General features: G+C 68.0%; 14 protein-coding genes and 2 pseudogenes. 7 read left to right on the top strand and 9 right to left on the bottom strand.

Going from position 1 to position 21327, the window contains the following annotated elements:
• Positions 1–107: 107 nt before the first annotated feature.
• From panD to G3N96_RS25975, 4 genes are all read right to left on the bottom strand, one after another.
• On the bottom strand, positions 108–494 hold the full coding sequence (panD, locus tag G3N96_RS25990; protein WP_206138955.1) for an aspartate 1-decarboxylase: 387 nt from the start codon (positions 492–494) through the stop codon (positions 108–110).
• Between the two features lie 42 nt (positions 495–536).
• Positions 537–1376 carry a pantoate--beta-alanine ligase gene (gene panC / locus G3N96_RS25985; RefSeq protein WP_089456753.1) on the bottom strand — a complete coding sequence of 280 codons (840 nt, stop codon included), beginning with the start codon at positions 1374–1376 and terminating at the stop codon, positions 537–539.
• A gap of 265 nt (positions 1377–1641) precedes the next feature.
• Positions 1642–2514 (bottom strand): ScpA family protein, encoded by an 873-nt coding sequence (locus G3N96_RS25980; protein ID WP_021164248.1) that lies wholly within the window; start codon positions 2512–2514, stop codon positions 1642–1644.
• Between the two features lie 4 nt (positions 2515–2518).
• A complete protein-coding gene (locus G3N96_RS25975; protein ID WP_011352889.1) occupies positions 2519–2707 on the bottom strand; it encodes a DUF3460 family protein in 189 nt (62 codons plus the stop codon).
• A gap of 254 nt (positions 2708–2961) precedes the next feature.
• Between G3N96_RS25975 and G3N96_RS25970 the strand changes: the two genes are divergently transcribed.
• Together G3N96_RS25970 and G3N96_RS25965 are read left to right on the top strand one after the other, a co-directional pair.
• A complete protein-coding gene (locus G3N96_RS25970) occupies positions 2962–4776 on the top strand; it encodes an autotransporter assembly complex family protein (RefSeq protein ID WP_206138954.1) in 1815 nt (604 codons plus the stop codon).
• 28 nt (positions 4777–4804) lie between these two features.
• On the top strand, positions 4805–8887 hold the full coding sequence (locus G3N96_RS25965; protein ID WP_206138953.1) for a translocation/assembly module TamB domain-containing protein: 4083 nt from the start codon (positions 4805–4807) through the stop codon (positions 8885–8887).
• Between the two features lie 58 nt (positions 8888–8945).
• Here the strand turns inward: G3N96_RS25965 and metG are convergent, their stop codons facing one another.
• Both metG and G3N96_RS25955 read right to left on the bottom strand, forming a co-directional pair.
• Positions 8946–11111 (bottom strand): methionine--tRNA ligase, encoded by a 2166-nt coding sequence (gene metG, locus G3N96_RS25960; RefSeq protein WP_206138952.1) that lies wholly within the window; start codon positions 11109–11111, stop codon positions 8946–8948.
• A 375-nt stretch (positions 11112–11486) separates the two neighbouring features.
• The gene (locus tag G3N96_RS25955) at positions 11487–12131 is read right to left on the bottom strand and encodes an OmpA family protein (RefSeq protein ID WP_043189806.1); all 645 of its coding nucleotides are present in this window, start codon (positions 12129–12131) and stop codon (positions 11487–11489) included.
• 351 nt (positions 12132–12482) lie between these two features.
• Between G3N96_RS25955 and apbC the strand changes: the two genes are divergently transcribed.
• The 5 genes and pseudogenes from apbC to G3N96_RS25930 all read left to right on the top strand — a co-directional run bounded on the left by apbC (position 12483) and on the right by G3N96_RS25930 (position 18196).
• Positions 12483–13574: an iron-sulfur cluster carrier protein ApbC gene (apbC, locus tag G3N96_RS25950; RefSeq protein ID WP_206138951.1), complete on the top strand. Its 1092-nt coding sequence runs from the start codon at positions 12483–12485 to the stop codon at positions 13572–13574.
• 133 nt (positions 13575–13707) lie between these two features.
• Entirely contained in the window at positions 13708–14244 is a 537-nt protein-coding gene (sodC, locus tag G3N96_RS25945; protein ID WP_089495425.1) for a superoxide dismutase [Cu-Zn], read from the top strand.
• 195 nt (positions 14245–14439) lie between these two features.
• Positions 14440–15009, top strand: coding sequence for a dCTP deaminase (dcd, locus tag G3N96_RS25940; RefSeq protein ID WP_006398615.1), 570 nt, complete (start codon positions 14440–14442; stop codon positions 15007–15009).
• A gap of 81 nt (positions 15010–15090) precedes the next feature.
• Positions 15091–17370, top strand: coding sequence for an arginine/lysine/ornithine decarboxylase (locus tag G3N96_RS25935; protein WP_089440792.1), 2280 nt, complete (start codon positions 15091–15093; stop codon positions 17368–17370).
• A pseudogene (locus tag G3N96_RS25930) lies at positions 17370–18196 on the top strand (lysozyme inhibitor LprI family protein). The gene G3N96_RS25935 and the pseudogene G3N96_RS25930 overlap by 1 nt, the downstream one beginning before the upstream one ends.
• A gap of 88 nt (positions 18197–18284) precedes the next feature.
• Here G3N96_RS25930 and G3N96_RS25925 read toward each other — a convergent pair.
• The 3 genes and pseudogenes from G3N96_RS25925 to G3N96_RS25915 all read right to left on the bottom strand — a co-directional run.
• Positions 18285–18968 carry an HAD family phosphatase gene (locus tag G3N96_RS25925; RefSeq protein WP_206138950.1) on the bottom strand — a complete coding sequence of 228 codons (684 nt, stop codon included), beginning with the start codon at positions 18966–18968 and terminating at the stop codon, positions 18285–18287.
• Positions 18969–19062: 94 nt separating this feature from the next.
• Positions 19063–20472, bottom strand: coding sequence for an argininosuccinate lyase (gene argH, locus G3N96_RS25920; protein WP_089431567.1), 1410 nt, complete (start codon positions 20470–20472; stop codon positions 19063–19065).
• Positions 20473–20608: 136 nt separating this feature from the next.
• Positions 20609–21205 (bottom strand): annotated as a pseudogene (locus G3N96_RS25915) (transcriptional regulator); the annotation flags it as partial.
• Positions 21206–21327: the final 122 nt, after the last annotated feature.

Genomic DNA, 21327 nt, shown 5'->3' with positions numbered 1-21327 from the left:
TGAAATGAGAAAGGGCCGGATGCCGTCGAGTACGGCATCCGGCCCTTCGACCACAAGCGGCACCGCCGCGCCGCCCGCGCGCCACGGCACGCGGGCAGGTGGCCAGGTCAGGTCCAGTTCTGCGTCGGCACGTGATTGCGGTGGCCCTTGATCTTGTTGCCGTCGTCCATGAACACGAGCTTCGGCTTCCAGCCGGCCTGCAGCTCGGCTTCGTCGACCATCGCGAAGGCCGCGATGATCACGAGGTCGCCGAGTTGCGCGCGACGCGCGGCCGAGCCGTTCAGCGAGATCATCCCGCTGCCGCGCTCACCCTTGATCGCGTAAGTCGAGAAGCGCTCGCCGTTGTTGATGTTCCAGATGTCGATCCGTTCGTTCTCGATGATGCCCGATGCGTCGAGCAGGTCTTCGTCGATCGCGCACGAGCCTTCGTAGTGCAGCTCGCAGTGCGTGACGGCCGCACGGTGGATCTTCGATTTGAGCATGTGGCGCTGCATGGTGTCTCCGTGATGCGTGAGAGGCGCGGGCGGGGCGGCCCGTCAGATTTCCAGGTTGTCGATGAGGCGCGTCGCGCCGAGCTTCGCGGCGGCGACGACGACGAGCGGTTCGCCGGCTTCGAGCTGGGCCGCGTCCGGCGCGATCAGGTTCGCGCGGCGGCGGATCGAGATGTAGTCGGGCGCCCAGCCGCGGCCGGCCAGATGCGTGCGGGCCAGGTCCTCGAGCTTGCCGAGGTCGCGCTCGCCGCCGAGCACGCTTTCGCGGATGCGCTGCAGCGTCTTCGCGAGTTCGGGCGCTTCGCTGCGCTCGTCGGCCGACAGGTAGCGATTGCGCGACGACAGCGCGAGGCCGTCCTCGTCGCGCACGGTTTCGGCGGCGATGATGTCGACCGGCAGCGCGAGCTGCTGGCACATGCGGCGCACGATCATCAGCTGCTGGTAGTCCTTCTTGCCGAACACGGCGACGCGCGGCTGCACGCAGGCCATCAGCTTCGCCACGACCGTGCACACGCCGGTGAAGAAGCCGGGCCGGAATTCCCCTTCGAGGATTCCGCCGAGATCGTCCGGCGGCAGCACGCGGTATTCCTGCGGTTCCGGGTACATGTCGCGCTCGGTCGGCGCGAACAGCACGTAGACGTTTTCCTTCTGCAGCTTCTCGATATCGTCCTGCAGCGTGCGCGGATACTTGTCGAAATCCTCGTTCGGGCCGAATTGCAGCCGGTTGACGAAGATGCTCGCCACGACCGGGTCGCCGTGCTGGCGCGCGAGGCGCATCAGCGACAGGTGCCCTTCGTGCAGGTTGCCCATCGTCGGCACGAACGCCGTGCGGTTCTGTCCGCGCAGCTGGTCGCGCAGTTCATGGATCGAGCTGATGACTTTCATGATCGGGTAGCGGGTTCCTCGCGCTGGCGCGCGTTGGCGCCGCAGCAGCGGCGTCGGGGTCGAAGCGGAGAACGCCGGCGCGCGGGCGGCGCATCGGGCGTCGGCGGATTGTAGAGGATTTGGCCGCCAAACGCATCGAAAAAAGAACGATCGTTCACTTTTTAATCGGGCGTGCCGGCAACCCCGCGCGCGGCCGCGCCGGACTGCGGCGTAGCGGCGAGCGTGCCGGGATGAATCGGGAGAACGGGAAGGGCGGGCGCGGGGGTTACGCGGGCAGGTATGCGAGACGCACGTAGATCGGCGCGAACGGCTCGGCCTGCGTGATCTCGAGGAGCGACTCGCGCGCGAGTTCGAGCATCGCGATGAAATTCACGACGACGACCGGCACGCCGCGCGACGTGTCGAACAGCTCGGCGAACTCCATGAAGCGCGCGTTCTGCAGCCGGCGCAGGATCAGGCTCATGTGCTCGCGCACCGACAGCTCCTCGCGCGAGATCTTGTGGTGCTGGACGAGCTTCGCGCGCTTGAGCACGTCGGCCCATGCGGCGCGCAGGTCGTCCGAATTCACGTCGGGGAAGCGCGGCGTGACGCTCTGCTCGATGTAGACCTCGGCGCGCAGGAAGTCGCGGCCGAGCTGCGGCAGCTGGTCGAGCCGCTGCGCGGCGAGCTTCATCTGCTCGTATTCGAGCAGGCGGCGCACGAGTTCGGCGCGCGGATCCTCGGCTTCCTCGCCGGTGTCGGCCTTCTTGACCGGCAACAGCATCCGCGACTTGATCTCGATCAGCATCGCGGCCATCAGCAGGTACTCGGCCGCCAGCTCGAGGTTCGACGTGCGGATCTGGTCGACGTAGCCGAGGTATTGCGCGGTGACCTGCGCCATCGGGATGTCGAGCACGTTGAAGTTCTGCTTGCGGATCAGGTAGAGCAGCAGGTCGAGCGGGCCTTCGAAGGTCTCGAGGAAGACCTCGAGCGCATCAGGCGGGATGTAGAGATCCTGCGGCAGCTTGAAGAGCGGCTCGCCGTACAGGCGAGCGAATGCCGCGACACCGTCGACCGTGTCGGGCGTCGAATCGGCGCCCGCGGGCGCGGCGATCGCGTCGTCCTGCCTAGCGGCGCTGGCCTCGTCGGCGGCGCTCACGTCGTCAGAAGTTCTGGTAGTAGACGTACGACGTTTGCTTCACGCGCGATTCCTGCTGCTCGGCGCGCTCTTCGAGGTCGATCGGCTGCTTGTCCCACAGCAGGGAACGGCCCTTGCGCTGCTCGTCCTCGAGCGTCGGCTTCTGCTGCTTGAGCTGGTTCAGGAACTGCGTGACATCGGACTGGTACGGCATGGCTGGATTTTCCGTTTCGGGCGGCGCACGATGCGCCGGATTCACGATGGCGGGATTTTACCGCATCGCGGGAACGGCCGGCGTCAATCGCGCGTCGAATCCGCGGGCCGGCAGGTGGCCGGCGCCCGGAAACGCACCATCAGGCAGGGCGCTGCGGGCCAGGCGGTTTACAAACATTAAGCTTTGGTGCCGGCACCCTGTGGTCAAATACAGGGTTTTCCACAAAACCGTGATAACCGAGGGCGAGGTCATATTTGGCGGGGCAGTCGAACCAGCAAGCACACACGGCACATGACGCGGTCTTGCGCGTGGAACGCAATCGCGCCGGCGCCGCGGCCCGCGCCGCGCGGGTGGCCCTTGCCGGTTGCCTTGCCGCGTGCTTCGCGCTGCCGGCCCACGCGAAGTACGACGTCGACATCGATGCGCCGCGCTCGGTTCGCAAGCTGCTCAAGTCGCATCTCGACATCGCGCGCTTCGCGAAGCGCGACGACATCAGCGACGACCAGTTCGACTTCCTCGTGACCGCCACGCCGCAGCAGGTGCGCGACCTGACCGCGACGGCCGGCTATTTCTCGCCGGTCGTGCGCACCGACGTGCGCACGCGCGACGGCAAGCGCGACGTGCGCATCGCGGTCGATCCGGGGAAGCAGACGATCGTGTCGAGCGTCGAGCTGACGTTCAAGGGGCCCATCGACACCGAGGATCCGAAGCAGGAAGCCGCGACCCGTTTCGCGTTCTCGCTGAAGCCGGGCGATCCGTTCACGCAGTCCGACTGGGACGGCGCGAAGGGCGCGGCGCTCAGGCAACTGCAGTCGCGCCGCTATCTCGGCGGGAAGATCGCGTCGTCCGAAGCGCGCATCGACCCGCGCACGCAGCGCGCGATGCTCGCGGTCACGTTCGACAGCGGCCCGACGTTCACGATCGGCAAGGTCGACGTCGACGGCGTGCGGCGCTATCCGGAAAAGATCGTCACGAACGTCAATCCGCTGTCGGAAGGCGAGATCTACGACGTGCAGCGGATCACCGAACTGCAGCGGCAGTTGCAGAACACGCCGTACTACGCGAGCGTCGCGATCGACGTCGGCGACGATACCGCGAAGCCCGAGCGCACGCCCGTGCACGTGAAGGTCAGCGAGTTCCCGTACAACAACATCCGCGGCGGCGTCGGCTTTGCCACCGATACCGGGCCGCACGTGCAGGGTTCCTATACGTATCTCGACACGTTCGGCGCCGCGTGGCCGCTGACCGTGTCGGGCCGGCTCGACCAGATCCAGCAATACGGTCAGGTCCAGCTGTCGATGCCGCCGGGCGAGAAGGGCTGGACCAACAGCGTGCTCGCGTCGTACACGAACACCAACGTGTCGGACACGCGCATCTACAGCGCGCGGGTCGGCGTGCAGCGCACGCGCACCGGCCAGTTCATCGACTATTCGTATTCGCTGATGTACTACCAGGACCGGCTCGACCAGAACGGCGCGGGGCCGACCACGAGCCGCGCGCTCGTGCCGCAATGGGCGTGGACGCGCCGCAACGTCGACGATCCGCTGTTTCCGCGTTCGGGCAACCTGATCCACGCGGAGGCCGGCTTTGCGGTCAAGGGCGTACTGACCGACCAGTCCTTCATCCGCGGCTACGCGCGCGGCCAGCAGTACCTGCCGATCGGCAAGCGCGACCTGTTCGTGTTCCGCGCGGAGCTCGGCGGCGTGTTCACGAGCGGCAGCTCGACCGGCGTGCCGGCGTCGCTGCTGTTCCGCGCGGGCGGCTCGAACTCGGTGCGCGGCTACGGCTACCAGAGCATCGGTAACAGCGTCGACGGTTCCGTGCTGCCGACCAAGTACCTGATGACGGGCACCGCTGAATACCAGCACTGGTTCAACCGCGACTGGGGCGCCGCGACGTTCTTCGACATCGGCACCGCCACCGATGCGTGGGGCGAGCGCGTGTTCTACCCGGGTGTCGGCATCGGCGCGCGCTGGCGCAGCCCCGTCGGCCCGATCAACGTCGACGTCGCATACGGGTTGCGCAACCATAGCGTGCGCCCGTACCTGACGCTCGGCATCGCTTTCTGACCGTACCGCTTCACCGACAACGAACCGCATGACGAAGGACCCGAACGACACGCCGCCGCATCACGATCCGGACTCGCCCGACGGCGCGCCCGACGCGCCGCCGCGCGCGCCGCGCCGCGGGCCTGTCGCGCGGATCGGGCGGTTCGTCGCGTGGACGCTTGTCACGGTCGTGCTGCTCGTCGTGCTGGCGGTGGGGCTCGTGATGGGCGCGGTGACGACCGAACGCGGCACGCGGCTTGCGTGGCAATTGGCCGGTCACGTGCTCGGCGCGCGGCTCGCGGGCACGCTCGACGGCGGCGCGCTCGCGACCGGCGTGCGGTTGCGCGGCTTCGCATGGACGAGCCCCGACGGCACCGGCACCGAAATCCGCATCGACCGCCTCGACGGCCGCTGGGCCCTGACCCGCGCGCCGTGGCGGCTGTCCATCGCGTACCTTCGCGCCGGCACGATCGACGTGCGGATCGCGCCGGGGCCGTCGACGCCGAGTACGACGCCGCAGGACCTGAGCCTGCCGCTGCAGTTGCGGATCGACGACCTGCGCGTCGATCACCTCGCGATCCACGACGGCGGCTCGACGACGCAGCTCGACCATATCGCGCTGAACGGCCGCAGCGACGGCCGTCACCATGAACTCGTGCTCGACGGCGTCGATACGCCGTACGGCGCGCTGACCGCACGCGCGAAGCTCGACGGCGTGAAGCCGTTCGCGCTGACGGGCGACGCCACCTATGCGGGCAAGCTGTCCGACGAGCCGGTCGACGCGCGTGCGCGCGTGTCGGGCTCGCTCGAAGCGCTCGTCGCCGAAGTCGACGCAAGCGGGATGAAGCTGAACGGGCGCGCGCACGTCGAGGCCGCGCCGTTCGGCGCGGTGCCGCTCACGCGCGCATCGCTCGCGTTCGATCACGTGAACCCGCAGGCGCTCGCCCCCGGCGCGCCGGCCGCCGATCTCGCGGTGCGCGCGGAACTCGCGCCGGTGACGGCGCCGGCCGGGGCCGAACCCGCGAAGGGTTTCGCGGTGACGGGCCCGGTGTCGATCGTCAACGCGAAGCCCGGCACGCTCGGCGACCACCTGCTGCCGGTGATCGACGCGCACGCGAACGTGCATCTCGACGCGCACGCGCAGCGGATCGACGATCTCGCACTGAAGCTGATCCGCGACGGCAGCGTGACGGGCAACGGCACGCTGACGGGCGGCAAGGGCCGTTTCGACCTGAAGGTCGCGAATCTCGACCTGAACGCGTTCGTCGCCGAGCTGCGACCGATGCGCCTCGCCGGCCCGCTCGGCGTGACGCTCGCGGGCGATGTCACGACCGTCGATTTCAACCTGAACGATCCGAAGCTTGCGCTCGGCGCACGCGCGAAGGTCGCGTTGACGCCGCAGCAGACCGTGCTGACCGACGCGCGCGTGACGGCGGGCAAAGGCCGGATCGACTTGGCCGGTGTGTTCCGCCACGATGCGCATTCGAGCTATGACGCGAAGGCGACGCTGACCGCATTCGATCCGCTGCTGCTCGCCGCGATGAGCGCGCCGAAGGCGGGTGGCGGCAAGGCGCCCGCCAAGGTCGCGAAGGCGCCGGCCCCGCGCGGCGAGACCCGCGTGTCGGGCACGCTGACGGCGTCGGGCGCGTTCGCGCCGCAGGTGTCGACGAAGGCGACCTTCAAGCTCGGCGACAGCCTGTACGACGGCGTGCCGCTGACCGGTGCCGGCGTCGTGCAGCTGGCCGGCTCGCGCATTCTGCCGAGCAACGCAAACCTGTCGATCGCGGGCAACCACGTCGACCTGCGCGGCAGCTTCGGCGCGCCCGGCGACCGGCTGCGCTTCGTCGTCGATGCGCCGCAGCTCGACCGGCTCGGCTTCGGCGTGCAAGGGCTCGTGCAGGCGCAGGGCGACCTGACCGGCAGCTTCGCGCACCCGAACGTGACGGCCACCTACAAGGCCGAGCACGTCGTCGTCGGCTCGAACCGGATCGGTGCCGCGCAGGGCCGCGCGGACATCCGCGACGGCGCGCACGGCGCGCTCGTGTTCACGGCCGACGCATCCGACCTCGCGCTCGGCTCGTTGAAGCTGAAATCGCTGCGCGCGAACCTCGACGGCACGCGCGCGAAGCACACGCTCGACGCGTCGGCGCTCGGGGTTGCCGATGGTCGCGTGATCGACGTGACGCTCGCGGCGAATGGCGGCGTGGTCGAGAACCGCGACGGGATGCGCTGGGACGGCACCGTCACGCGTCTGGCGAACCGCGGCACGCCGGCCATCGCGCTGCAGTCGCCGCTGACCGTGTCGGCCGGTGCCGGCCGCGTGACGCTCGGCGCGACGCGGCTCACGCTCGAAGGCGCGGCGATCGACCTGAAGTCGTTCGTGTTCGATCACGGCCAGATGCGCTCGGCGGGCTCGGTGACCGGTGTGTCGGTCGCGCGTTTCCTCGAGGTCCGCCAGGCGCTCACGGGCCAGCGGCCGCCGGTGCGCACCGACGTCGTGCTCGATGCCGACTGGGATTTCTCGCTCGGCGCGAACGCGACGGGCTACGTGCAGGTGAAGCGCCGCGGCGGCGACGTGACGATCGAGAGCGGACGCGGCATCGCCTCGCTGGGGCTGACCGACCTGTCCGCGCGCGCGAGCTTCACGCCCGGCAACCGGCTCAACGTGACGGCGCTCGCGAAGGCGAACCGGATCGGCACGCTCGATGCGAATGTCATCGTGCCGTTCGCGCTGCACGACGGCATGTTCGGCGTGGTCAACGACGGCCCGCTGTCGGGCCGCATCGACGCCGACATCCCGGCGCTTAAGACGACCGGCAACCTGTTCGGGCCGAGCTACCTGCTCGGCGGCCGCGCGGCGCTGAAGCTGACCGTCGCGGGCACGCCGGCGAAGCCGAACCTGTCGGGGATGCTGACCGGCGACGACCTGTCCGCGACGCTCATCGACCAGGGCGTGCAGCTGAAGGACGGCATCGTGCGCGTCAAGCTGTCCGAAAACCTCGTCGAATTCCAGCAGGTCGAGTTCCACGGCGGCGACGGTACGCTGCGCATGCTCGGCCGCGTGCGCCTCGACGGCGAGGCGCCCGACCTGACCGCGAGCATCGTCGCGGACAAGCTCGAGCTGTTCGCGGCGCCGGACCGCAAGCTGTCGCTGTCGGGCAAGGCGACGGTCGCGAACGACGGGCCGCGCGGCGCGCTGTCGATCGACGGCAAGTTCGTCGTCGACCGCGCATTGTTCGACCTGCCCGAAGAATCGGCGCCGCACCTGTCGGACGATGTCGTGATCGTGGAGCCGGGCGGCACGGTCCGCGGCGAAACGCCGACCGGCACCGCGGTTGCGAAGCCGAAGCCGGCCGAGGACAAGCCGGCGCCGTCGCTCGCGCCGCGCGCGAATGTCGACATCGGCCTCGGCAACAACTTCCGCTTCAAGGGCCACGGCGCGGATCTCGGGCTGCGCGGCACGATCACCGTGATGAGCGCGCCGGGCGTGCCGCTGCGCGCGGTCGGCAACGTGCGCGTGACCGAAGGATCGACGTACACGTCGTTCGGCCGCAAGCTCGCGATCGAGAATGGCTTCTTCACGTTCAACGGCCCCGTGTCGAACCCGGGCGTCAACATCCTCGCGATGCGGCGCAACCAGGAGGTCGAGGCCGGCGTGCAGGTCACGGGCACGATCCAGTCGCTGACGGTCAAGCTCGTGTCGGAGCCGAACGTCACGGACAACGAAAAGCTGTCGTGGCTGCTGTTCGGCCACGGCACCGACCAGGGCAACAACGTCGGCCAGCAGGGGGCGATGACCGCGGCGCTCGGGCTGCTCGGCAGCGTGACCGGCAAGCGCGTCGCGCAGACCTTCGGTCTCGACGAGGTCTCGGTCGGCCGTAGTGAAGTCGGCCTGACCGATCCGCAGGTCGTGCTGGTGTCGAAGGCGATCAACGAGCGCTTCGTGCTCGGCTTCGAGCAGGGGCTGCAATCGGCGGCCAACGCGTTCAAGGCGACGATCAACCTGACGCGTTTCTGGTCGGTATCCGCGTACGGCGGCACGTTCCAGGGCGTCGACCTGAACTACACGCGGCGTTTTGATCGCTGGTTCAGCAGCGACGGCGGGCGCGGGCGGCGCGCCGAGCAGCCATGAAAAAAGCCCCGCACGTCGTGCGGGGCTTCGTTTTTGCGCAAGCGGCAGCGCGTTCGGCTTACTTCACGCGCATGCCGGGCTTCGCGCCGCTGTGCGGCTCGAGGATGTAGAGGCCCGGCTCGGCCTTCTCGTCGGTGGCCGACGCGGCGAGCACCATCCCTTCGGACAGGCCGAACTTCATCTTGCGCGGCGCGAGGTTCGCGACCATCACGGTCAGCTTGCCGACGAGCTGCTCGGGCTGGTACGCGGACTTGATGCCCGAGAACACGTTGCGGGTCTTTTCCTCGCCGACGTCGAGCGTGAGCTGCAGCAGCTTGTCCGAGCCTTCGACGGCCTGGCACGCGACGATCTTCGCGATGCGCAGGTCGATCTTCGCGAAATCGTCGATCGAGATCGGTGCGTCGTCCGCGCCGTTCACGACCGCCTGCTTCGCGTTCGCCTTCGCGTTGTTCTTCGCATCCTTCGCATCCTTCGCGGCGTTCGCGCTCGCGACGGCCGCGCCGGTGGCTTCGGCCTGCAGCGAATCGCGGTTCGCGGCGAGCAGCGCTTCGATCTGCTTCGGATCGACGCGCGTCATCAGGTGCTGGTACGCCTTGATCGGCTGCTCCGACGACAGCGGCTTCGCGGCGTCGGCCCATGCGAGCGGCGCGATCCCGAAGAACGACTCGACGGCTTCGGCCACGCGCGGCATCACCGGCTTCAGCGCGAGCGACAGCAGGCGGAACGACTCGAGGCTGACGCTGCAGGTTTCGTGCAGCGCGACCGCGTTGGCCGGATCCTTCGCGAGATCCCACGGCTTCGCGCCGTCGACGTACGCGTTCACTTCGTCCGCGAGCTCCATCGTGTGGCGCAGCGCGCGGCCGTACTCGCGTGCTTCGTAGTGCGCGGCGATCTGCGGGATCGCCTCGCGCAACTTCGCGACGAGCGGATGGTTCATCGCGCTGTCCTGCACGCGGCCGTCGAAGCGCTTGATCAGGAAGCCTGCCGCGCGGCTCGCGATGTTCACGTACTTGCCGACGAGGTCGCTGTTCACGCGCGCCTGGAAGTCGTCGAGGTTCAGGTCGATGTCTTCCATCGTCGCGTTCAGCTTCGCGGCGAAGTAGTAACGCAGCCATTCGGGGTTCAGGCCCGTGTCGATGTAGCTCTGCGCGGTGATGAACGTGCCGCGCGACTTCGACATCTTCGCGCCGTCGACCGTCAGGAACCCGTGCGCGAACACGTTGGTCGGCGTGCGGTGGCCCGAGAACTCGAGCATCGCGGGCCAGAACAGCGTGTGGAAGTACAGGATGTCCTTGCCGATGAAGTGGTACTGCTCGGTGGTCGAGCCCGGGCGGACCCACGCATCGAAGTCGATGCCGTTGCGCTCGCACAGGTTCTTGAAGCTCGCGTAGTAGCCGACCGGCGCGTCGAGCCACACGTAGAAATACTTGCCGGGCGCGCCCGGGATCTCGAAGCCGAAATACGGCGCGTCGCGCGAGATGTCCCAGTCGGCGAGCTTGGCTTCGCCGGCGTCGCCGAGCCATTCGCGCATCTTGTTGGTCGCTTCGGGCTGTGCGAGGCCGCTCACCCATTCGCGCAGGAACGTTTCGCAGCGCGGATCGGACAGGCGGAAGAAGTAGTGCTTCGAGGTCTTGCGCACCGGCGTCGCGCCCGACACGACCGAATACGGGTTCAGCAGTTCGGTCGGCAGGTAGGTCGAGCCGCACACTTCGCAGTTGTCGCCGTACTGGTCCTTCGCGTGGCACTTCGGGCACTCGCCCTTGATGAAGCGGTCCGGCAGGAACATTTCCTTGACGGGATCGTAGGCCTGCTCGATCTCGCGCTCGGCGATGAAGCCGGCGTCCTGCAGCGCGACGTAGATCTTCTCGCTCAGCACGCGGTTCTCGTCCGAATCGGTCGAGTAGAAGTTGTCGAACGACACGCCGAAGCTGTCGAAGTCGCGCTTGTGTTCGGTCCACACGCGGTCGATCAGCTGCTTCGGGGTCAGGCCTTCCTTCTCCGCGCGCAGCATGATCGGCGTGCCGTGCGTGTCGTCGGCGCCGATGTAGTAGACCTCATGGCCATGCATTCGCAGCGTCCGCACCCAGATGTCGGTCTGGATGTACTCGACCAGGTGGCCGATGTGGATCTGCCCGTTGGCATAGGGCAGTGCGGACGTAACGAGGATCTGGCGGCCACCTTGCGGCGCCGCAGCCTGCACGGAAGTGAGGTCGGATGCGGACATAGGGTCTGTAGAGGAACAGCGGAAAACGACGGGAAACTGCGATTCTAGCAGGGGCGCGCGCCAGCGATGCGGGCAGGCGTCCTTGACCGGGCGCCGAAACGGCCGGGGCCGCGCAAGCAGTGTGCCCGGCGGTGGCGTGCTGCGGTGCAGCACGAATTCTGCGGGCAAAAAAAACCGGGGCGGATACGGCCCCGGAGCAACAACGACAAGAGGAGAATGGTGACGCGCCGGCAACACCAGCCGCGTACCGTAAATACTGACCACGGCCTGCGACAGAAGTTCGAAAATTTTTTCGATTTGTTACCGGCTCCGCCGGAAGCGTTGTCCGGCGGGGCTGCGCGGGCGGCGGGCCCGCGCTTTCTCCTCGTCGCGCGCTTACTGCGCCTGCGCTGCGCGCAGGTAGATTTCGACGCGGCGGTTCTGTGCGCGGCCGGCTTCGGTCGCGTTGTCCGCGATCGGGTTCGATGCGCCCATGCCCTGCGCCGACAGGCGGCCGCCGTTCACGCCGCGCTGCGCCAGTGCGTTCACGACGCTTTGCGCGCGGTTCTGCGACAGCGTCTGGTTCAGCTGGGCCGAGCCCGTGCTGTCCGTGTAGCCGACGATCGATGCCGTCACTTGCGGGTTCTGGTTCAGCGTCGTCGCCAGGTCGTTCAGCAGCGGCGTGAAGGCCGGCGTGATCGCGTACTGGTTCGTCGCGAACGTCACCGAGCTCGGCACGTTCAGCTTCAGCGAGCCGTCCGGCTGCTCGGTCACTTGCGTACCCGTCTGCGCTGCCGACGGTGCGAGCTTGTTCTTGATCGCCTGCCAGTTGTAACCCGTCACGCCGCCGACCAGTGCACCGACACCCGCGCCGATCGCCGCGCCCTTGCCGCCGCCTGCCAGCGCGCCGATGCCTGCGCCCAGTGCTGCGCCCGTGCCGGTACCGACGGCCGCGTTGTTGCCTTGCTGCGTGGCGCAGCCTGCCAGCAATGCGCCGGCCAATGCGAAGACGGACAAGCGGGTCGCGATTTTCATGTTCATCTTGGATTCCTCTCTTGGTTGAACGAGTCGACAACGACGACAACAACAGTTATGGCTCCCTGCGCGGGCCGCCCGAAAAAGGAGGGCAGGCCCGTGCTCGCGGCAGCCGCCGAGGTGGCTGCATGCCCTGTCCGTCAGCGTGGCTGTTCGGACAGTGCGACGCGTCAGCCTCTACAATATAGGCGGTAAGTGGCCGATTTGGCCCCATAGCATGCCGCACGCGAAGAGTGCGCCGGGTCGCGCGTTCGCGCAATGGCGTGCAACAGATTCTTTCACTTTTCCCGATTTTCGCGCCGAAATTTGATATTTTTTGACGTTTGCGCGCGAGAAAAACGTTTTCACGGAGTTTCGATGAGCATTGACCGGGCACAAGTCGACGCCGCTTTGGCGGCTGTCGTCGACCCCAATACCGGCCGTCCGTATGCGGCGAACAAGGGCGTGCGCAACGTCGCGATCGACGGCGACGTCGTGGTGCTCGACGTGGTGCTCGGTTATCCCGCGCGCAGCCAGCACGACGACGTGCGCGCCCGCATCGCCGCGGCGCTTCAGGCCGTGGCCGGCGTGCGCGACGCGCGCGTCGCGGTCTCGCAGGAGATCGTCGCGCACACGGTGCAGCGCGGCGTGAAATTGCTGCCGAACGTGAAGAACATCGTCGCGGTTGCATCGGGCAAGGGCGGTGTCGGCAAGAGCACGACGGCCGTCAACCTGGCGCTCGCGCTCGCCGCGGAAGGCGCGTCGGTCGGTATCCTCGACGCCGACATCTACGGTCCGTCGCTGCCGACGATGCTCGGCATCCATGGCCAGCGTCCCGAGTCGCCCGACAACCAGTCGATGAACCCGCTCGTCGGCCACGGGCTGCAGGCGAACTCGATCGGCTTCCTGATCGAGGAAGACAACCCGATGGTGTGGCGCGGCCCGATGGCGACTTCCGCGCTCGAGCAGCTGCTGCGCCAGACCAACTGGCGCGAGCTCGACTACCTGATCGTCGACATGCCCCCCGGCACGGGCGACATCCAGCTGACGCTCGCGCAGCGCGTGCCCGTCACGGGCGCGGTGATCGTCACGACGCCGCAGGACATCGCGCTGCTCGACGCGAAGAAGGGCCTGAAGATGTTCGAGAAGGTCGGGATTCCGATCCTCGGCATCGTCGAGAACATGAGCATCCACACCTGCTCGAACTGCGGCCACGAGGAGCACATCTTCGGCGCCGGCGGGGCCGAGCGGATGGCGAAGGAGTACGGCGTGAACGTGCTCGGCAGCCTGCCGCTCGACATCGCGATCCGCGAGCGCGCCGACAGCGGCACACCGACGGTCGTGGCCGATGCCGACGGCGCGCTGGCGCGCCGCTATCGCGAAATCGCGCGCGGGGTTGCGCTGGCGATTGCCGAGCGATCGCGCGACATGACGTCGAAGTTCCCGTCGATCGTTGTTCAAAATACGTAAAACCCTTGCGGGGCGGGGCCTCACGCTGTTTACGGCGCCGCGAGGCGCGGTATCATGGCGACTTTTCCCGGGTCCCTTTACCCGCCCGGCGCGGCCGTCGTGTCAAACGGCCGCCAGCCGGCATGAGGATCGAATGAAACAACGACATCACGGCGTGTACGCCGGCCGCGTGCGGTGCGCGCTGCTGGCCGCCGCCGCGCTGGGCCTGCTGGCCGGCTGCACCTCCTTTTCCTCGTCGCACGAAAAACGGGCCGACGCACAGCTGCAGCCGACGGTCGGCTCGCAGGCGCGCGGCGCGGTGACGTTCGTCGAGCGTCCGGACGGCGTGCAGGTGACCTACAACCTGGCCGGACTGCCGCCGAACAGCGATCACGCCTTACAGGTACACGAACGCGGCGACTGCAACGCGGGCGACGGCTCGAGCGCCGGCCAGGTGTTCGCGCCGGCAGCCGACCGGCTGCGCGCGGGTGCCCGCGTCGCCGGCGATCTCGGCAACATCCACGCGGACGCGAACGGCGTCGCGGCCGGCTTCATCGTCGCGCCCGATCTGGCCCTCGACGGCGTGCGCTCGGCGATGAACCGCGCGGCGCTGGTGCACCGCGAACCGAGCGATCCCGCGTTTCCGCAGCATGGCGCGGGGCCCGCGCTCGCCTGTGGCGTGATCCGTTGATGGCCGTCGCGTGCCCGGGCCGATGATCGCGTAAAATGTGCGCCTTTCCCGGCCGCTGCCTCGCGCGCGCGGCCCTCCCTGACTGTCACGCAGCGTTTCCAGGCGCCCTGATATGAAACGACCCCAACGCTCACTTCGTTCGCTGTCCCCCGAGGGGACGGCCAGCCTCCTTGGGACGGCCCGGCGGAGGCTGGCATGAGCATCAAGTCCGACAAATGGATTCGGCGCATGGCCGAAGAGCACAAGATGATCGAGCCGTTCGTGCCCGATCAGGTCCGCGCGTCCGAGGACGGCCGCCGGATCGTCAGCTACGGCACGTCGAGCTACGGCTACGACATCCGCTGCGCGGACGAATTCAAGATCTTCACGAACATCAACTCGACGATCGTCGATCCGAAGAACTTCGACGAGGGTTCGTTTGTCGATTTCAAGGGCGACGTGTGCATCATCCCGCCGAACTCGTTCGCGCTGGCCCGCACCGTCGAATATTTCCGCATCCCGCGCACCGTGCTCACCGTCTGCCTCGGCAAGTCGACCTATGCGCGCTGCGGGATCATCGTCAACGTGACGCCGTTCGAACCCGAGTGGGAAGGCTACGTCACGCTGGAATTCTCGAACACCACGCCGCTGCCCGCGAAGATCTACGCGAACGAAGGCGTCGCCCAGGTGCTCTTCTTCGAGAGCGACGAAGTGTGCGACGTGTCGTACGCGGATCGCGGCGGCAAGTATCAGGGGCAGCGTGGTGTCACGCTGCCGAAAACCTGATCTGGTTGCATAACGTCTCACCAGTTTCCGGGTGACCGCTGCGCGTGACGCGCCGCGGTCGTTCTTTTTGGAGAATCGCCCATGAAGTTTCGTTTCCCCGTCGTCATCATCGACGAAGATTTCCGCTCCGAGAACATCTCGGGCTCCGGCATCCGGGCGTTGGCCGAAGCGATCGAGAAGGAGGGCGTCGAAGTCCTCGGCCTCACGAGCTACGGCGATCTGACGTCGTTCGCGCAGCAGTCGAGCCGCGCGTCGTGCTTCATCCTGTCGATCGACGACGACGAACTCATGCTCGGCGAGACCGGCCAGGACGGCGAGCTGCCCGAACTCGCGACCGCGATCATCGAGCTGCGCGCGTTCGTCACCGAAGTGCGCCGCCGCAACGCGGACATCCCGATCTTCCTGTACGGCGAGACGCGCACGTCGCGCCACCTGCCGAACGACATCCTGCGCGAGCTGCACGGCTTCATCCACATGTTCGAGGACACGCCGGAGTTCGTCGCGCGCCACATCATCCGCGAGGCGAAGGTCTATCTCGACTCGCTCGCGCCGCCGTTCTTCAAGGAACTCGTCAAGTACGCGGACGAAGGCTCGTACTCGTGGCACTGCCCGGGCCACTCGGGCGGCGTCGCGTTCCTGAAGAACCCGCTCGGCCAGATGTTCCACCAGTTTTTCGGCGAGAACATGCTGCGCGCGGACGTCTGCAACGCAGTGGACGAACTCGGCCAGCTGCTTGACCACACGGGGCCCGTCGCGGCGTCCGAGCGCAACGCGGCGCGCATTTTCAGCGCGGACCACCTGTTCTTCGTGACCAACGGCACGTCGACGTCGAACAAGATCGTCTGGCACGCGACGGTCGCTCCGGGCGACATCGTGCTGGTCGACCGCAACTGCCACAAGTCGATCCTGCACGCGATCACGATGACGGGCGCGATTCCCGTGTTCCTCACGCCGACGCGCAACCATTTCGGCATCATCGGGCCGATCCCGCGCGACGAATTCAAGCCGGAGAACATCCGCAAGAAGATCGAGGCGAACCCGTTCGCGCGTGAAGCGATGCGCGAGAACCCGGACATGAAGCCGCGCATCCTCACGATCACGCAGAGCACGTACGACGGCGTCGTCTACAACGTCGAGATGATCAAGGACCTGCTCGGCGACCTGCTCGACACGCTGCACTTCGACGAAGCGTGGCTGCCGCATGCAACCTTCCACGATTTCTACCGCGACATGCACGCGATCGGCGACGGCCGTCCGCGCACCGGCGCGCTCGTGTTCGCGACGCACTCGACGCACAAGCTGCTCGCGGGCATCTCGCAGGCCTCGCAGATCGTCGTGCAGGATTCGGAGAACCGCACGTTCGACAAGCACCGCTTCAACGAGGCGTACCTGATGCACACGTCGACGAGCCCGCAGTACGCGATCATCGCGTCGTGCGACGTCGCGGCCGCGATGATGGAGCCGCCGGGCGGCACCGCGCTCGTCGAGGAATCGATCGCCGAGGCGATCGACTTCCGCCGCGCGATGCGCAAGGTCGACGCCGAATACGGCGACGACTGGTTCTTCAGCGTGTGGGGCCCGGACAACCTGTCGGAAGAAGGCATCGGTTCGCGCGAGGACTGGATGCTGAAGCCGAACGACCACTGGCACGGCTTCGGCCCGCTGGCGGAAGGCTTCAACATGCTCGACCCGATCAAGGCGACGATCATCACGCCGGGGCTCGACGTCGACGGCGAGTTCGGCGAAACCGGCATTCCGGCCGCGATCGTCACGAAGTACCTGGCCGAGCACGGGATCATCGTCGAGAAGACCGGCCTGTACTCGTTCTTCATCATGTTCACGATCGGCATCACGAAGGGCCGCTGGAACTCGATGGTGACCGAGCTGCAGCAGTTCAAGGACGATTACGACAACAACCAGCCGCTGTGGCGCGTGCTGCCGGAATTCGTCGCGCAGCATCCGCGCTACGAGCGTGTCGGCCTGCGCGACCTGTGCACGCAGATCCACGACGTGTACCGCGCGAACGACATCGCCCGCCTGACGACCGAGATGTACCTGTCGGACATGGAACCGGCGATGAAGCCGTCGGACGCGTTCGCGAAGCTCGCGCACCGCAAGATCGACCGCGTGCCGCTCGACGAGCTCGAAGGCCGCGTGACGAGCATCCTGCTCACGCCGTACCCGCCGGGCATTCCGCTGCTGATCCCGGGCGAGCGCTTCAACAAGACGATCGTGAACTACCTGCGGTTCGCGCGCGACTTCAACGAACGCTTCCCGGGCTTCCACACCGACATCCACGGCCTCGTCGCGGAAGAGGTGAACGGCCGCGTCGAGTACTTCGTCGACTGCGTGCGCGACTGATGGCGACGCACGGACGAATCCAGGCGATGCGTGCGGCGCTGGCCGCGCTCGTCGTCTGGGCGGCAGGCTCGGCAGGGCTGGCGGGAGTCGGGGTCGCGCATGCGGAAGTCGCGGCGGCCGACCCGATCGACGTCGCGATGCGGCAATGCCTCGCGCGGCGCGACCGGTCGTCGCCGGCCGGCCAGATCCAGTGCATGGGCGAGGCGCAGCAGCAGTGGCAGGCCGTGATGGACGGCGCGTACCAGCGCCTGTTGAAGGATGCGCCGGCGGATGCGAAGCGCGGCTGGCAGGACAGCCAGCGCCATTGGCTCACGTGGCGCAAGGACGAAGTGCATCTGCTGAAGGCCGTGTACGACACCACGCGCGGGACGTCGTACGCGATGTCGAGTGCCGACCTGCAGCTGCAGCCGGTGCGCGATCGCGCGCTGGCGCTGCGCGCTGCGGCCGATCGCTATGCGCCGCCGCCCGCCGCCGTGCCGGTCTCGGCCACGAGCGGCGCGCAGGGCAGCGGGGTGATGCCCCGGGCGGGGCCAAACCGAACGTCAAACCGGCGAACGCGCCGCGCGATCCGGCCGTGCGCCGCGTGCGGCCGTGCGAACAGGACGCCGCGTGCGAGCACGCGCTGTTCGACCTGAACCGCTATTACCAGAAGCTGCGCCGCAAGATGCCCGCGCATTCGGCCGCGACGCTCGTCCGCGCGCAGCGCGCGTGGGTCGGGTTCCGCGATGCGACGGCACCGCTCGTCGGCGAGGACGGCCGCGTCGACCTGATCGGCGCGCGCATCGCGACGATGAAGCGGCTGTCGGAGACGGCCGGCAACAAGTAAGCGCAATGGCGATGCCGGTGATTCGGCGAGACAGCAAAAAGCAAAACGGGCACCCGAAGGTGCCCGTTTTTCATTTGGCGGCCGCGATTCAAGCGGGCCGTTGCGTAACGAGCCCGCCGAACCACGTCGGCACGAGCGCGACCGCATCGTCGAGCGACGCGAGCACGTGCAGGCTCAGCGCGACGATTTCGGGCGTCGGCGCCTTCAGGTCGGGCACGGTGATGACCGATGCACCCGCGCCGGCAGCCGATTGCGCGCCGAAGTCGCTGTCCTCGAACGCGACGCAGGCGTGGGCCGGCACGCCGAGGCGTTCGGCCGCGAGCCGGTAGACGGCCGGGTCGGGCTTGCCGCGCGCGACTTCGTCGCCGCCCGCGATCGCGCGGAAGAACGGCAGCACGCCGACCGCGTCGAGCCGCGCGCGGATGACCTCGCACGCGGACGACGACGCGACCGCGCACGGAATGCCGGCTTGCGCGAGCGCATCGAGCAGCGCGAACGCGCCGGGCTTCAGCGGAAACTTCGGATGCGGTTCGGGTGCCGCGAGCTGCTTGCGCACGCGGATGCGCACCGCGTCGAACGTATCGGGGTTGCCGATCAGTCGCGCCAGGATGACCTGGCCTTCGGCGAACGAGCGGCCGACGATCTGCAGGTAATCGGTGGCGGTCAGCGTGACGCCGTGTGCGTTCGACACGTCGATCCACGTATTCATGATGGTCCGCTCGGAATCGACGAGCAGGCCGTCCATGTCGAAGAGCGCGGCGGAAAAGGTCATCGGCGGCATTCGGGAAGCAGGGAAGGCGATGGGCGGCGCGACGGCCGCACGAATGAAAAACGGACGCCGAGGGCGTCCGTCCGGAACAGCAGGCTTACTGGCCGAGCGCGGCGCGCGCCGCCTTGACCGCCGCACGCACCTGGTCGGGCGCGGTGCCGCCCGGGTGGTTGCGGCTCGCGACCGAGCCCTCGAGCGTCAGGTAGCCGAACACGTCTTCGCCGATCAGGTGCGCGACGTTCGGCAGTTCCTGCTTCATCTCGTCGAGCGTCAGGTCGGCCAGGTCGATGCCGCGGTCGTCGCAGATCTTCACGGCGTGCGCGACGGCTTCGTGCGCGTCGCGGAACGGCAGGCCGCGCTTGACCAGGTAGTCGGCGAGGTCGGTGGCGGTCGAGAAGCCCTGCAGCGCGGCCGCACGCATCGCGTCCGGCTTCACGGTGATGCCGGCCACCATCTCGGCGAAGATCCGCAGCGTGTCGGCGACGGTGTCGACCGTGTCGAACAGCGGTTCCTTGTCTTCCTGGTTGTCCTTGTTGTACGCGAGCGGCTGGCCCTTCATCAGCGTCAGCAGCGCCATCAAGTGGCCGTTCACGCGGCCCGTCTTGCCGCGCGCGAGCTCGGGCACGTCCGGGTTCTTCTTCTGCGGCATGATCGAGCTGCCGGTGCAGAAGCGGTCGGCGATGTCGATGAAGCCGACGCGCGGGCTCATCCACAGCACGAGTTCTTCGGAGAAGCGCGACACGTGCGTCATCACGAGCGCGGAAGCCGCCGTGAATTCGATCGCGAAGTCGCGATCCGACACCGCGTCGAGCGAGTTCGCGCAGATGCCGTCGAAGCCGAGCGTCTTCGCCACCGCGTGACGATCGATCGGGTAGCTCGTACCGGCGAGCGCGGCCGCGCCGAGCGGCAGGCGGTTCACGCGGGTGCGGCAGTCGCGCATGCGCTCCGCGTCACGCGAGAACATTTCGACGTACGCGAGCAGGTGGTGGCCGAACGTGACGGGCTGCGCGACCTGCAGGTGCGTGAAGCCCGGCATGATCGTGTCGGCGTTCTGTTCCGCGAGGTCGAGCAGCGCGCCGCGCAGGTCGTTCAGCAGGCCGCCGATGCGGTCGATCTCGCCGCGCAGCCACAGGCGGATGTCGGTCGCGACCTGGTCGTTACGCGAGCGGCCCGTGTGCAGGCGCTTGCCGGCGTCGCCGATCAGCGCGGTCAGGCGCGCCTCGATGTTCAGGTGAACGTCTTCCAGATCGAGCTGCCATTCGAATTCGCCGCGCTCGATTTCGCCCTTGATCTGCGTCATCCCGCGTTCGATCGCGGCCAGGTCGTCGGCGCTGATGATCTTCTGCGCGGCGAGCATGTTCGCGTGCGCGAGCGAGCCGGCGATGTCGACGAGCGCGAGGCGCTTGTCGAAAAATACCGACGACGTGTAGCGCTTGACCAGCTCGGACATCGGTTCCGAGAAGCGGGCCGACCAGGCCTCGCCCTTTTTGTGCAGTTGGGACGTCATGGCGATTCTTCGAAGGGAGATTGAGCGGCGTGCGCCGCCGAGGAATCCCGCGATTCTAACATTCGCGGGCCTGCCCGCCGCGGTGCGCGGCCGTTTGCGGCGGCCTGCCGACCGCGGCCGGCGCGGGCCGGCCCGTTCAGTCGCGCACCAGCACGACCAGCTTCAGGTCCTCGCGGTGCGCGGGCTTCAGCGTGATCTGCTGGTACACGAGGCGGCCGTCGGCCGGGTGGTCGAATTCGCGCAGGCCGCCTTCGCGTTCGAACACGTCCTGCGATGCCCAGTACTGCGCGAACGCGTCGCTGCCGGCGGTCAACGCGTCGATCAGTGCGCGCGTCGGCGCATCGGTCAGGTGACGGATCGAATCGGCGCGGAATTCGGCCGCGAGCCGCCGCGCGCGGGTTTCCCAGTCGACGATCAGCGTGCGCGCGGCCGGCGACATGAACGTGAAGCGCAGCAGGTTGCGGTCGTGCTCGCCGTCGAGCCAGCCGGAAAAGAGCGCAGCGGCCGGCGCGTTCCATGCGAGGGCGTTCCATTGCCGGTCGAGCACGTACGCGGGCGTCGCGATGGCCGTGACGGTCGCGGCGAGCGTCGGCGGCAGGTCGCCGGCCGCGACGTCGGGCTCGGCCGGGTCGCGCTGCGCGGCCAGCTCGAACAGGTACGCGCGCTCGGCCTTCGACAGTTGCAGCGCGACGGCGATCCGCGCGAGCGCGTCAGCGGACGCCGACACCGGGCGGTGCGATCCTGATCGGCGTGGCCTGCACGTGGTGGCTGGTGGTCGGGCTGCGGCGCCTGCAGCGCTATGCGCGCGCGATCGCGGCGGGCGAGCGGGCCGACATGCCGCTGCAGGGCGCGAGC

The organism is Burkholderia sp. Se-20373 (assembly GCF_017104705.1).
In the GTDB taxonomy this organism is placed as follows: Bacteria; Pseudomonadota; Gammaproteobacteria; order Burkholderiales; family Burkholderiaceae; genus Burkholderia.
The sequence above is the reverse complement of the archived record's forward strand: the minus strand, read 5'-3'. Positions and strand labels throughout refer to the sequence as shown.